General features: G+C 50.1%; 14 protein-coding genes and 1 pseudogene. 10 read left to right on the top strand and 5 right to left on the bottom strand.

Annotated elements, in window-relative coordinates; genetic code table 11:
* Positions 1–2 precede the first annotated feature (2 nt).
* Together QQL65_RS10435 and QQL65_RS10430 are read right to left on the bottom strand one after the other, a co-directional pair.
* Positions 3–824 carry a class I SAM-dependent methyltransferase gene (locus tag QQL65_RS10435; protein ID WP_284364290.1) on the bottom strand — a complete coding sequence of 274 codons (822 nt, stop codon included), beginning with the start codon at positions 822–824 and terminating at the stop codon, positions 3–5.
* Between the two features lie 71 nt (positions 825–895).
* Positions 896–1792 carry a DMT family transporter gene (locus tag QQL65_RS10430; RefSeq protein ID WP_284364289.1) on the bottom strand — a complete coding sequence of 299 codons (897 nt, stop codon included), beginning with the start codon at positions 1790–1792 and terminating at the stop codon, positions 896–898.
* Positions 1793–1910: 118 nt separating this feature from the next.
* Between QQL65_RS10430 and QQL65_RS10425 the strand changes: the two genes are divergently transcribed.
* The 6 genes from QQL65_RS10425 (at position 1911) to QQL65_RS10400 (ending at position 5377) form a co-directional block, all read left to right on the top strand.
* The gene (locus QQL65_RS10425) at positions 1911–2342 is read left to right on the top strand and encodes an Lrp/AsnC family transcriptional regulator (RefSeq protein WP_284364287.1); all 432 of its coding nucleotides are present in this window, start codon (positions 1911–1913) and stop codon (positions 2340–2342) included.
* 5 nt (positions 2343–2347) lie between these two features.
* The gene (locus tag QQL65_RS10420; protein ID WP_284364285.1) at positions 2348–2749 is read left to right on the top strand and encodes an NUDIX domain-containing protein; all 402 of its coding nucleotides are present in this window, start codon (positions 2348–2350) and stop codon (positions 2747–2749) included.
* A 91-nt stretch (positions 2750–2840) separates the two neighbouring features.
* Positions 2841–3854, top strand: a complete 1014-nt coding sequence (locus QQL65_RS10415; RefSeq protein WP_284364283.1) for a DUF3179 domain-containing protein — start codon at positions 2841–2843, stop codon at positions 3852–3854.
* Between the two features lie 62 nt (positions 3855–3916).
* Entirely contained in the window at positions 3917–4294 is a 378-nt protein-coding gene (locus QQL65_RS10410) for a TIGR02301 family protein (protein ID WP_284364282.1), read from the top strand.
* Between the two features lie 93 nt (positions 4295–4387).
* Positions 4388–4648 carry a hypothetical protein gene (locus QQL65_RS10405; RefSeq protein WP_284364281.1) on the top strand — a complete coding sequence of 87 codons (261 nt, stop codon included), beginning with the start codon at positions 4388–4390 and terminating at the stop codon, positions 4646–4648.
* Positions 4649–4708: 60 nt separating this feature from the next.
* The gene (locus tag QQL65_RS10400) at positions 4709–5377 is read left to right on the top strand and encodes a hypothetical protein (protein ID WP_284364280.1); all 669 of its coding nucleotides are present in this window, start codon (positions 4709–4711) and stop codon (positions 5375–5377) included.
* Positions 5378–5380: 3 nt separating this feature from the next.
* Here the strand turns inward: QQL65_RS10400 and QQL65_RS10395 are convergent, their stop codons facing one another.
* Positions 5381–6712 (bottom strand): dihydroorotase, encoded by a 1332-nt coding sequence (locus QQL65_RS10395; protein ID WP_284364279.1) that lies wholly within the window; start codon positions 6710–6712, stop codon positions 5381–5383.
* Positions 6713–6801: 89 nt separating this feature from the next.
* Between QQL65_RS10395 and ygfZ the strand changes: the two genes are divergently transcribed.
* From ygfZ to QQL65_RS10380, 3 genes are all read left to right on the top strand, one after another.
* Positions 6802–7590, top strand: a complete 789-nt coding sequence (ygfZ, locus tag QQL65_RS10390) for a CAF17-like 4Fe-4S cluster assembly/insertion protein YgfZ (protein WP_284364278.1) — start codon at positions 6802–6804, stop codon at positions 7588–7590.
* A 33-nt stretch (positions 7591–7623) separates the two neighbouring features.
* Positions 7624–8235 (top strand): HD family hydrolase, encoded by a 612-nt coding sequence (locus tag QQL65_RS10385; RefSeq protein ID WP_284364277.1) that lies wholly within the window; start codon positions 7624–7626, stop codon positions 8233–8235.
* A 118-nt stretch (positions 8236–8353) separates the two neighbouring features.
* On the top strand, positions 8354–8890 hold the full coding sequence (locus tag QQL65_RS10380) for a hypothetical protein (RefSeq protein WP_284364276.1): 537 nt from the start codon (positions 8354–8356) through the stop codon (positions 8888–8890).
* 11 nt (positions 8891–8901) lie between these two features.
* On the opposite strand, the pseudogene QQL65_RS10375 reads toward QQL65_RS10380, so the two are convergent.
* Positions 8902–9297, bottom strand: a pseudogene (locus QQL65_RS10375) (cell wall hydrolase); the annotation flags it as partial.
* Between the two features lie 801 nt (positions 9298–10098).
* A complete protein-coding gene (locus QQL65_RS10370) occupies positions 10099–12474 on the bottom strand; it encodes a putative PEP-binding protein (RefSeq protein WP_284364274.1) in 2376 nt (791 codons plus the stop codon).
* Between the two features lie 28 nt (positions 12475–12502).
* Here QQL65_RS10370 and ispH point away from each other — a divergent pair, with 28 nt between their 5' ends.
* Positions 12503–13456, top strand: a complete 954-nt coding sequence (gene ispH / locus QQL65_RS10365; protein WP_284364273.1) for a 4-hydroxy-3-methylbut-2-enyl diphosphate reductase — start codon at positions 12503–12505, stop codon at positions 13454–13456.

Raw genomic sequence — 13456 nt, 5'->3', positions numbered from 1 at the left:
AATCATTTCTTGGCAAGCAAACATCTGAACCACGCGCTGATGATAATACGCCCGTCTGGCTGCTCAAATGGTTCTAGTGCCTTGGCAAAGACGTCGTGAACCACTTGCGCACCATGTTCGTCAATTGGTCTTTTCGCCGTTCCAGCGCTCATCAGTCCGCGGATAGCGGTTTCACGATCCGGGTAATTCCAAGGGCTCTGTACATCGAGAATTTCAATGGGCGAAAGGCCCGCAGCTGTCGCAAAGTCCTGGATCTTTGACTTTTCAGAAAGCGCAAATGGGCCGGGAGCACCCGGTGGTGGAGGCGGCATCAGCGGCTTTAGCGCAGCAACTAGGGAAGCCGCCTCCATGTTTTCAGGCTCGCCCCATGTCATAATGAGAATATGACCGTCCGGCTTGCAAACTCGTCCTGCCTCGCGGAGCGCGGTTTTAGGATTCCCAGCATATTGAAAGGAATTGAACCCTGTGACGAGATCAAAGTAATTGTCTTCGAAAGGCAATTCCTCAATATCGCCAACGACAAACTCCCCATCAACGGTGCGGGCCTTCGCAATTTCAATCAGAGCGGCGGCGGCATCTACGCCACTCACATTTGCGCCGCGTTCTGCCGCCAAACTTGCGGCTAAACCAGATCCACACCCGGCATCCAGGTAATGATGCCCTTCACCCAGCGCTACCTCCTTAAAGACTGTCTCATAAACAGCTTGAACAGTTTTTTCTTGAATGTCCGCCCAATCATGTGCTCGAGCGCCCCAGCTTTCGCCGTTAATTTGCGCCGTGCGCGGCCGAATATCATCTTGCATAAAGTATCCCCATTTGCTCATTACTAGCAACCTGAAGAGACCTTATTGCAAAATCTGTGTTTTGCCTAAAAAGCTCAATTATTCGCCAAAAACTATGTACGCGCAGGGCTGGACGCTTTGAGGAATGGCATTTTCCATCCAAGTGTCATCGCGCAGGCGGCAAACAAAATTGCTGCAGACCCGATCCATTGGCCCATTGTTAGCTGTCGATCAAACGCAATGTAGTCAACAACAATTGCCGCAACTGGATAAACAAATGACAATGCGCCCGTAAGTGACGTGCTGAGCTTTTGGAAGGCATCATACATGATGATGTACATAATCGTTGTACATAAGATGCCGAGCGCCAGGACGCTTGTCCATTGAACGGTCGTTTCAGGCTGCACAGCCCAACTGGCAAGCGGCGCAAGCAAAATAGTCCCCACACTGACGTGAATGAGCGCAACAAGATGCGGTGGCGTACCTTTCAGCCTTTTCACAAGTATTACGGTAATCGCGTACAAGAATGCTGCCCCTAGAGACATCGCAATGCCCAGCAAATAGTCTGTGCCTGATCCATCAGCTTGCCGGGCTTGGACAACGAAAACCATACCGACAAATGCCAGCGACAACCAAAAGACTTTGCTCAGCGTGACTTTTTCGGACAGAAAAAGAGCGCCCAGCGCGACAAGCATAAATGGCTGCGTGTGATAAGTAACCGTAGCAATGGTTATTGACGCCTTTGAAAAAGACGAGAACAGCAATACCCAATTGGCAACAACGGTTACGCCGCTAATGCCGCCCAGAAGCAGAACACGCTTGGTGAAATGGTCGCGTTTTAGAAAACCAAGCATCCAGCAGATTGCGAGCAAGGTGATAGCGCCGAGCAGGCAACGAAACCAGACTACATTCAATATCGGCAACTCAGATATGACGACAAAATAGCCGATCGTACCTGATATAAGCATCGCGGCGACCATTTCGATCGTGCCAACAGTTGTACTTTTCATGTTTTCCATCCTTTGTTGGCTAAAGCCTATTTGCAAGCATCAAATTTGCAAACACTTCACATTAGGCATATTGTTCGATAGACCTAATTTTATTAATACGGAACATGGATTTACCTAAATGGATGATGTAGATCGGCAAATAATTGGCATTATGCACAAGGACGCGAAAACACCGCTTAAGGATTTGGCGTCCGCTGTTGGACTTTCCTCACCAAGCACATCTGAGCGCCTCAAGCGCTTAGAGGAACGCGGCACAATCGGAGGTTACACATTGCGCGTGGACCACGCTCAGCTTGGATACCCGTTGCGCGCCGTAGTTCGGATAAACCCAATGCCGGGAAAGCTGCAGATGGTTCAAAAGCTTATCATGGATACGGCAGAAATTGTCGAATGTGACAAGGTAACGGGTGACGATTGCTTTGTGTGTAAGCTCTATCTAAAATCTATTGAGCAGTTGGATTTGATCCTTGATAGAATCTCCGAACATGCTCAAACTAACACTTCAATCGTAAAAGCATCACCTGTGAAGAGGCGACTACCACCACTATGAGCCCCATGTCCGGCGAACTCGTTTATGCTGTAAGTGCTGCCCTGTTTAGCGGGGATAGAGTATTGTTGGTTGAACGCTCAAACCCGCCATATAAAGGCTTGTGGAGCTTACCTGGCGGTCGCGTCGAAAAGGGCGAGCAGTTTATCGACGCCATTCGCCGGGAGTTGATGGAAGAGACCAACTTGCAGGTTGAGCAGTTACAGTTTGTGAAGAAACTCAGCTTTGATGTGCCGCGTCACGAGTTACATGTGTTTACTGGCACTGCGGACATTGATCACGCCGTCGCACTAGATGATGCCGCCGCAACAGCAGTGATTGGCATTGAAGACCTGCACCGTTGTCACACAACGCCAAAGCTTGAAGAAACCGTCAAAGCCGCCTGGGCATTATTCTCCAAAAGCAAGTGATGTGCCAAAGGCAATCACACAAGCGTGAGAATGCTTGAGTTGTTTCAGCCATGCCACTGTTGCACCATTCTTCTCAAATGAGGAGGACCCAATGTTGATTAGAAGCTTTGCGCGCATTCTGGCGGTAATGGCGATAAGTGCCGGCGGATTTGCAACTCAAACCGCATTTGCGGAAAATATCCCGCTATATGAAAGCCAAGAAACGCCAGGTCGGTGGGTTGCTGAAGGCTGGAAAACTGATTTTTCACGTGCCACCATTCCATATTGGGACGTCACTGACGTTATTGGGCGCGACAACATTCCTTCAATTGATGAACCGAAATTTGAAGATGTCTCCAACAACATCATCATTCCCGGCAATGAACCGGTTATCGGTTTGGAGCTTAATGGCGATGCACGCGCCTACCCGTTGCGGATTATGATGTGGCACGAAATCGTCAATGATAATGTCGGTGGCGTGCCGGTCGCAGTTACATTTTGTCCACTGTGCAATACATCGATCGTTTTTGATCGAACCATTGATGGTGAGGCGGTTACGTTCGGCACATCTGGAAAGTTACGCAATTCAGATTTGATCATGTACGACCGCCCAACCCAAAGCTGGTGGCAACAGTTCGACGGCAACGCACTGGCGGGTGTTCATGCTGGCAGAAAGCTAAAATCATACCCTTCGCGCTTGATGAGCCTTGATTTGTTCAAACAAGAATATCCCGATGGCAAAATGCTATTGCCAGATCCTCGTCGAATTTCACAACTTGGTCGGAACCCATATGCGGGATATGATCGGACCTCTCAGCCATTCTTGTTTAGGGGTGAAATGCCAGAAGACATAAATGGCATGGTGCGAGTCATTTTGATCCAAGGCAGCAAGCCATTCGCAGTGGCGCTACCAAGACTCAGTGAAGACGGCAGTTTTAGCAAAGACGGTTTGACGTTTTCTTGGAGCGCAGGACAAGCCTCGGCACTTGATACATCCCGGATTTCAGATGGTCGGGATGTAGGCAATATTTCCGTAGTCGATAAAAATGGGAACCATGTGGTGCATGAAATCACGTTCGCCTTCGCCGCGCGCGCGTTCATTCCTGACCTTGAAATCATCCAATAAAGGTTAGGCTTGAGATTGAGCCGGTCCTTACGTACAAAAGACGTAGGGACCGGAGTCTTTTTGTGAACAGTCTATCAATCAAACATGTGATTCTTGCGCTTGGAATATCGCTGTTTCAAGTGCCGGCTGTATTTGCCGTTGATCCGCCTTATCAAGCAGATATGGAACGGTTGGCGACCATTATGGGGGCGCTATATCACCTTGACGATTTATGCATGCAATCTGGCACCAACTGGCGCGACCAATTTGCTGAATTGATGGATCTTGAAGAGGTGGATGAGGATCGTCGTGAACGACTAACTGCTTCATTTAACAACGGATATTATGATTTCAGTCGACTACATGTGCGATGTACCTTCAACGCCCAAACCATGATGAAAAGGTTCATTGAAGAAGGTGCCGAAATCTCCAAAAATATCCACACAAGGTTTGCTGAATAAAGTTTTCCCCTACGCGTTAACCTTTTGATCACTTCTGTGGTTACGACACCTCAAGTGCGTGTTAAACCTTTCCGTGTCAGGAGTACCGCATCTATGTTCCATCACGAAAACAGCCAAGCGCTTTTTGAGCGCGAAGACGAAGCACGAAAACGCGCCCTGCAATATTTGGCCGAAGCTTGGCGCAATGCCGAAGGTGAAGAGGTTAAAACCGAAGCGTTGGCGCATGCGGCAATCTTTGCTGGCCTTGCAACGCTTGTGGAGCTTTACGGTGAAACCGCAATCTGCGAGTTGATGAAACGCATTCCAGACAAGGTTATTCAGGGCGAATATACGGTCGACCGCACATTGCAATAATTACTGCCCAAATGCTGCGCTTTGTGCAAAACTTGCGACAATGGCAATTTGGGGACCTGAATGACGCATTCAACTATTGGCAACGTAATTTGCGCACTGGCTATGTCGACGATTTGCTTGGTTGCGCCAGCCGCCGCCTATTCCAACTCACCAATTTCAACGCCTGTTCCAATGGCAAGCGAAGGTGAGCCATTGTCGGAGGGCGATGAACGGATGATTATCCCTGATGCGCCAGAGCGAGAAGAGCGCCAAGGATATCAAAACTTGGAGATTCGCCGAGATTTGTCACTGCTTCCAGAAAAAGTGCGTCAGGCCCGAGATGAATTGTTGGCCGCTGCAAAATCTGGCGACGCCGAAGCGCTTCGCCCAATAATCAAACGGCAGACCAACATGCCCGTTCTGTCATTCGGAGCCGTACTTGATCCGATTCTGTTTTTGCGAGATTCGTCAAATGACGGCGAAGGCCGTGAGCTAATGGCGATAATGATTGAGTTGCTCGAAGCACCATACGCGATCACACCAGCAGAAAACGGAGAGCCGGAGATTTATGTCTGGCCCGCCTATGCTTCCAACGATCTCGAGAACCTAAGCCCCAAAGAGCTGATTGATGTCTATAAGATCGTCAGTCACCAAGACTTGGAAGAAATGCAGCTTTATGGCGGCTGGTATTTCTTTCGCGTTGGAATCGATGCCAATGGCGAATGGCGCTATTTCGTTGCAGGCGACTAGCGCCTAGTTGGCCAGCGATTCTGCAAATGTCATTGGCTCGCCTTTGTGAGCCTCAACCAATTCGCCTTCCCACATCACTTTGTGGCCGCGCAAAATTGTACCGACGGGCCAACCGGTGACTTCTACGCCATCATATGGCGTCCAACCAGGCTTTGAAGCGATCCAGTTGTTATCAATCACTTGCTTGCGCTTGAGATCAACAATAGTCAAATCGGCATCGTATCCAACTGCGATGCGGCCTTTGCCTGCGATTTGGAAGAGACGATTTGGCCCATGGCTTGTCATATCCACAAAGCGCTCAAGTGTCATTTTGCCTTTATTTACGTGATCCAGCATCACCGGCACCAGTGTTTGCACACCAGTCATGCCAGATGGTGATTTTGGATAAGGTTGATCTTTCTCTTCCTTTGTGTGCGGCGCGTGATCTGAACCCAAAATATCGGCGATGCCTGCATCCACACCTGCCCAAATGCCTGCCCGATGCTGCGCATCGCGCACGGGTGGGTTCATTTGCACATAGGTGCCCAGCTTGTCGTAAGCTGTTTCGTCCAACGTTAGGTGGTGAGGTGTAACCTCAACACTTGCAAGGTCTTTGTGCTCCGCCAGCAACGCCATTTCATCTGCCGTTGAAATGTGCAGCACGTGAATGCGTTTTCCTGTTTTCTTTGATAGCGCAAGCAACCGTTTGGTGCATTTCACCGCGGCTTCGACGTCGCGCCAAACAGGGTGCGAACTTGGATCGCCTTCAACGCGCAAATGCTCGCGCGAAACCAATCGTGGCTCATCTTCAGAATGGAATGCAGCTCTGCGTGAGATCGCCCGTAGAATGTTCTCTACACCATCATCGTCTTCAACCAAGAGCGAACCCGTCGATGAACCCATAAAGACTTTTACACCAGCACAGCCGGGCATTTTTTCTAGCTCGGGCAGTTGATCAACATTTTCATGTGTTCCGCCGATATAGAATGCAAAGTCGCAATGCATGCGGTGCTTTGCGCGTTTGATCTTATCTTCGAAAGTTGCCTTGTCGATGGTCAAAGGATTGGTGTTTGGCATTTCAAACACGCCTGTTACGCCCCCCATGACCGCAGCAAGCGAACCTGATTCTAAATCTTCTTTATGCTCATTGCCTGGTTCGCGAAAATGTACTTGTGTATCAATTACACCCGGCAAAATGTGCAGACCCGCACAATCAACGGACGCTTCGGTTTCGCGTCCAGATAAGTCGCCAACTTCTGCGATTTTGCCATTTATGACCCCCACATCTCCTTTGGTGACGCCATTGTGATTGGCAACAGTTCCATTAAGAAAAATAGTGTCAAATTTGGCATTCATGCTGGTGCGTCCTGAAGAAGCTGTTATGGATTGCTTTTAAGGGGTGTAACGCGATGCTCGTTGTAAGAGCAAGGCAAACGGAGCGATTGATGGGAAAAATTGTTAAATTGGACCGTGCACTGGTCCATATCAGTGGGCCCGATGCACAAAAACTGTTGCATGACACGCTGACGTGCAACCTTTCCACGCCGCTAGAGAAAAAAGCGCGATGGTTTGCGCTGCTTGCGCCGCAAGGCAAAATTTTGGTGGAAGGGCTGATCTCGGCGCTTGAGAATGGATTCTTGCTTGATTTCTCGGCCAACGAACTAGACAATTTTGCCAAACGCATGCGCCTTTACAAAATGCGCGCTGACGTCACCATAACGCCGCGAAGTGACTTGTTTGCCGGTTGGACCGACGCCGTTGAAAAAGATGCTGTTGAAGATACGCGACCCGGAATGGGTTATCGTGTTTATGCGACGGATGCGTCAAACTGGTCGGAGGATCAATCCAAGTTTGAAAACGCACGCATTGCTCACGCGATTATGCAAATGGGCGACGATTTCGAAAGCAACAGCTTGTTTCCACACGATATTGGTATGGACCAACTCGGTGGTGTCGATTTCAAAAAAGGCTGCTACATCGGCCAAGAGGTTGTCTCTCGCATGCAGCATCGCGGTACGGCGCGCAAGAGACCTACTTGTGTTGACGGAGACGCACTTAAAGGCGATGACGCCATCACATCCGATGGAAAAACCATCGGCACCGTAACTTCAGCATGCGGTATAAAAGGCATTGGCTTGGTGCGACTTGATAAGGTGAATGACCCAACCCATTGCATGGTCAATGAAAAGCTTGTTCAGCTTGCCGTGCCTTCTTGGGCAAGCTACGCTTTTTAGCGATTCTATTGACGCAAATTTGCTGGAATAAAGATGGCCCGTGCTCCGCAACGCGCTTGGCAACGCATGTTGTCTGGGCGCCGACTTGACTTGTTAGACCCCTCGCCGCTTGATGTTGAATTGAGTGATATAGCTCACGGCCTCGCGCGCGTTGCCCGCTGGAATGGGCAAACAAACGGGGACTATGCGTTTTCCGTTGCTCAACACTCAGTTTTGGTGATGCATTTAGCATTAGGCGCAAAACCTGATCTGGATGGGAGCAGCAGACTATACGCTCTTTTGCACGATGCGCCTGAATATGTAATGGGCGACATTATCTCCCCTCTGAAAGCCGCAATGGGTGGACAATATAAAGACCTGGAAAACCGACTCTTGGGTGCTATTCACGTGCGGTTCTCGCTTGCTGCAAAAGCGCCAACGTCGATAGCAAAGCTCATCAAAAAGGCCGACAAAGAAGCTGCCTATTTTGAAGCTGTAAATCTTGCTGGTTTTGAGCCCTCTGAAGCGAGAAAGATCTTCGGCGAACCATCTTTAGCGAGTTTTGATCTGCCTGATTTTGAACAGCTTATTCGCCCTTGGCCAATCCACGTAGCCCATGAACAGTTTGTTTCAGTTTTCAATTCGATTTTGGGGCCGGTGAAATAAAAAACATTCATATGTTTCAATACGAAACACAAATTAACCCTATGTTAAGCATTGCTTTGACCTCAGGGGGCATTGGTTGATAAATCCTTAAAGCATACTGCTGATTTAAGGATTTGATATGTTTGGCACTGTTCGCAACAAAACCAATCTTATGCCGCTTGCCCTTGTGCTTGCAGCAGTTTCTGGCGTGTTTATCGCGGAAAGTGGCTTCAAATTCGCCAACCCAGCATTCGCATCCAATATTCTGGATGTAGCCAGCGGAAGCTCAAACAGCACACCTGGCGCCATCGACTTGGACGACTTGGTACGGATTGACAAAAAGCTCTACAACGTAACCGTTGAAGACTATGTGGACTTAAACCCAATGTCCTCGGCAACTGTCAAGAAGATCAGCGCGGGCCACGTGTTCAACGTCAATATCGCAACGACTTCTACAGGCACCTACTCAACCGACAGCATGCAATCAAAGCATGTGCTCTATCCTGGCATAAATGTGGATGAGGTTTCGACAAGTCCACTTGCTGAGACCACATTGATTATTGTGTCGAAGTTGCAGGGACGTGAATTGTTGAAATTCATTCACGGTCTCGACGACTTCGCCGCAAGCGACGACGAAGGTTGTAGTTCGCTGGGCAGTTATATCGGTTGCAAGTAGGCGACCTTCGCCTACCCACTTCTGAACCGATAAAAAATGTGCACACCGATTTTGGTTAGCTTTTTCAGCTTGGGTGCCCATTTTGGCCAAACATAATTGGCGTGATAGTGCGTCGCATTCGCCACTTCCGGCAGATAAATATCACCATTGATTACTTTGGTGGCAATTTCTTCTGCTTGCTTCCAAGCGTTTTTCTCGTTCACGCGCTCGGGGATGCCATCGCATGCAAATGAGAACTGGCAGCGATTCTTCCAACTTTGATTCTGAAACACCACTGAGCAAATCGAATTTGGGTAGGCCTTGTGCTTCACACGATTGCGCACCACTTGCGCAACGGCCACCTGCCCGCGATAGCTTTCGCCACGCGCTTCAAAATAGATCGCTGTTGCCAGACACCAATGCTGCTTTTTGTTCGCATCCATGGATGCCTGCGTCATCACTGGCTTGTAGTCCTTCAAGCTTGGCGCGTTATCTCGTGCGTAGGCAAGTTTGGTGGGCACGGTTACTGGATAAGGAAGAGATGGGTCGCGAGTTTCACCCCCCACTTCCTGGTCGCCCAACGCATTAATTGCATCAAGAGCCGCGACTTCCGGCATTGTCTGTGCTGCAGCGCCAAAAGAGCGTTCAGCGCGGTTCAACGCTTTGGTTTGCGCAGCCTTTGGGGAAATCGAAGCAACTTTTATAGGATCAATATCAATCTTCGGCGGTGTTTTGGTTCGCGCCTCAAGCATCGCAAAACGCAAGTTGCTAAAGCTCTTAGATATCTCTTCGGCACTCGGTCCTGCGGGGCCAAGCTCAAGTTCTTTCTGTGCTTCAAATATTGATTGATTGAACATTGCCGCAATGCCATCGGGCTTTGCCTCAGCCACTTGAACGGGCGAAGCGATGTCTGCCATTGTGACGGCAAACTCAGTATTCATGTGATGAGGCCATGCCACCAGCGCTGCTGTTGTGGTCACTGCAAAACTAAGCAAAGCGCAGCCGCGCTTAAAGGCATTTGCCTTTTTTCGCCGGGCCTGTTGAAGCCGGGCGGCCAGATAGATACTCATACTCAACTCGATGCTACTCAATCGACCAAACACATGCCGACCCCGCTATTATCTCAAATCTTGGTTTATGGGGTGTAAACACGAGTTATGGACACAGTTGGCCCGTACGCGGGCCGCGTTGTGGTCGTTTAATGGCAATTTTATGGTCGGTTAAGTTTGCTAGTTTTGCGACTGAGCAAGGGCAAGACGAGCAATTGGCAAGCGATAAGGTGAGCAACTCACATAATCAACGTTCAATCCCGCAAAGAATCGCAGACTTTCCGGATCGCCCGCATGCTCGCCACAAATCCCGATTTTGAGATCCGGATTAGCTTCTTTGCCGCGCTGAATGGCAATCTTGATCAGTTCACCGACACCCTTTTTGTCAATTGTAACAAAGGGATCAGCATCATAGAGACCACGCCGCTGATAGGTCGCCAAAAATGCTGGTGCGTCATCACGCGAGATGCCAAATGTCGTTTGCGTTAAATCGTTTGTGCCGAATGAAAAGAAGTCCACATGCTTTGCAATATCATAAGCACGCAAAGCGGCCCGTGGCAGTTCGATCATCGTTCCAATAGAAAACTTGAAGCTCTCGGTTTGATTGACACCCAACCGCTCCATTAATTGCAGGATTTTCGTCCGCACCCAATTCACCTCACGTGCGGATGATACGAACGGCACCATTATTTCTAAATTGACTTGAATATCATGTGCATCAATTGCAGCGCGCGCGCCAGCAATCAACGCTCGAATTTGCATATCCAATATTTCGGGATGTGAAATTGCCAACCGACAGCCACGGTGCCCAAGCATCGGATTCACTTCCGCCATGCGCTCAAGTCGATTGCGCAGCCGTTCAGTTTCAAGCCCCAATGACGCAGCGGCGTCTTCAAGCTCCTCTTCGCTTCGCGGCAGAAACTCATGCAAAGGTGGATCGAACAGACGAACAGTGATGGGCAACCCTTCCATGGTGGAAAAGAGCCTTGCGTAATCATCTGCTTGATATTCGACTAAACCATCCAGTGCTTGTTTACGGTCGCGATCATTTTGCGAAAAGATCATACGCCGCAGTGCAACCATACGCTCGGTCGAAAAGAACATATGCTCGGAACGCGCCAAGCCAATACCTTCTGCACCAAATGAAAGCGCAATGCGTGCTGACTCTTCTGTTTCTACGTTCGTACGCACTTCAATCGTGCGACTGCCATCTGCCCAATCAAGCAGCGTGCCCAGTGCACCCCCGATTTTTGGCTGACTGAGCGGCAACGCGCCCGCATAGACTTCGCCCGTGCCACCATCGATTGTGATTTCCGCACCAGCCAAAAACTCACGCTCGCCAAGGCGCACCTTTGTATGGTCTGGGTCAATCGACATGGTGCGCACGCCGGCAACACATGGTTTTCCTGTCACGCGCGCGATCACAGCAGCATGGCTAGTTATGCCACCGCGCGCAGTTAGGATGCCCGCGGCAGCCTGCATACCTTCGATATCGGATGGTCCAGTTTCAACGCTAACCAATATGCAATCTTTGCCGCGTGCGCGGTATCGCGACGCGTCCTCTGATGAAAACACAATTGCGCCACTGGCGGCGCCAGGAGATACACCAAGGCCGTTGGAAAGCGGTGTACCGCGTTTCTTACCCGTTAGGCGTGGGTGCAGTATTTGCGGCAATTGTGCTGGATCGATTTCCGACACCGCTTTACGCGGCGTCCAATCACCATTGCTCACCCGGTCTATTGCAGCTTCCAAATTCGCCGAGATGTTTGCCTGGACTGGTCGAGCGGACAAGAAAACGAGTTCACCTTTGTCCTCAGCAACAAGGCAAACCATGTGTGCGCCGGAAAGCGCATCCATCTTGCGGCAGAGCTGCTTGGCTGCAACGGGATTGGCCAGTTGTGGCAGTTCGGGTTGCCCTTGCAACTTGAATGGCCCGAGTTCACCAGTTGATGTGCTGCGTGTCAAAATTGAAAACGGTTTTTGTTCGGTCGCGGCTTGCACCAAAACGATTTGCTCAAGCGACAAATCGCGGCCCGTATCAATTGTCCAAACTGGTGTGCCGTGCAGATATGATTCGAACGCCCTATCAATTGCACGCCCAAGCGGCTTCGATGTGTCGGCCGCATCGCTTTCGCGCTTTGGCGCATCGACTTTGCCGCGTACACGAGCCAAGCCAGCCATGTGCGTTTGCGCTGCAGTCCGCACCACAAGCTGAGGCGGCTCTTCACCCTTTGGAACCAATTTGAAAAGCGCTGCGACCCAATTGGTGTGTAGTGGACTTCCCGGCTTTGCTGACTTTACAGCTTCCCAAGCCTCTCGCGTGATGCAGATCGTTGGGCAAACGCGCTGACCAGATCTCGCCATAGCGAATACCCAAGCCGCTTTTCCCACAACCAAGCGCTCTTGCTCACGCGACAGAAGCGGGCGTTCGTTCGCTGGTGCAATCGCGAACATTTGTTGGGATACAGTTAGCGGCACTTCAGCTCGACCTAGATTGCGTAACAGATTTTGTTTAGTATGACTTAGTGTCGCCGTAAAGTGCAACCAACTTGACACCAGTTCCAGAACAAAGCATCTCACATCTATGGCAAAAAAAAGTCCTTTGGAAATATTACTTTGTGCGCCGCGCGGCTTTTGTGCCGGTGTTGATCGAGCGATCCAAATTGTGGAACTCGCGCTCGAAAAATATGGTGCGCCCGTTTATGTGCGCCACGAGATTGTGCACAACAAATATGTTGTCGATGGACTGAAGGCAAAAGGCGCAATCTTTGTTGAGGAATTGGAAGAGATTCCCGACACCGATGCGCCTGTCATTTTTTCTGCTCACGGCGTGGCGAAAAGCGTGCCAGTTGAAGCCAAACATCGCAACATGTTCTATCTCGATGCCACCTGCCCGCTTGTATCCAAAGTACATGTGGAAGCGCAGCGGCATTTTGAGGCTGGGTTTGAAATCATATTGATCGGTCATGCTGGCCACCCAGAAGTCGTCGGCACAATGGGTCAGCTGCCTGAGGGCGCAATTAGCCTTATTGAAACCGTCGAAGACGTCGCAACCTTCAAACCTAAAAGCGATCAGAAACTTGCTTTTGTGACGCAGACCACTTTATCGCTTGATGACACCGCCGCAATTGTTGCCGCTCTGCGTGCGCGTTTCCCAGAAATTGCAGCGCCGCACAAAGAAGATATTTGCTACGCCACAACCAACCGCCAAGAAGCGGTGAAAGTGGTCGCGCCATTGGTCGATGCAATGATCGTTGTTGGCGCGCCAAACTCATCCAACTCGATGCGTCTTGTTGAAGTCGCTGATCGAGGTGGTTGTTCGAAATCTATGCTGGTGCAGCGCGCAAGCGAAATCGATTGGAACCAATTTACAGGTATCAAATCACTGGGCATCACGGCTGGGGCGTCTGCCCCTGAGGAGTTGGTGGACGAGATCATCGAGGCATTTGGTAAACGTTTTGACATTTCTGTTTCCGCCAAGGTAACTGCTACCGAAAATATCGCCTTTAACGTTCCACGCGAACTACGCAGCGCCTAA

It is taken from the genome of Maritalea porphyrae (genome assembly GCF_030159895.1).
GTDB classification, from domain to species: domain Bacteria; phylum Pseudomonadota; class Alphaproteobacteria; order Rhizobiales; family Devosiaceae; genus Maritalea; species Maritalea porphyrae.
This window is presented reverse-complemented; position numbering and strand designations above follow the sequence as displayed.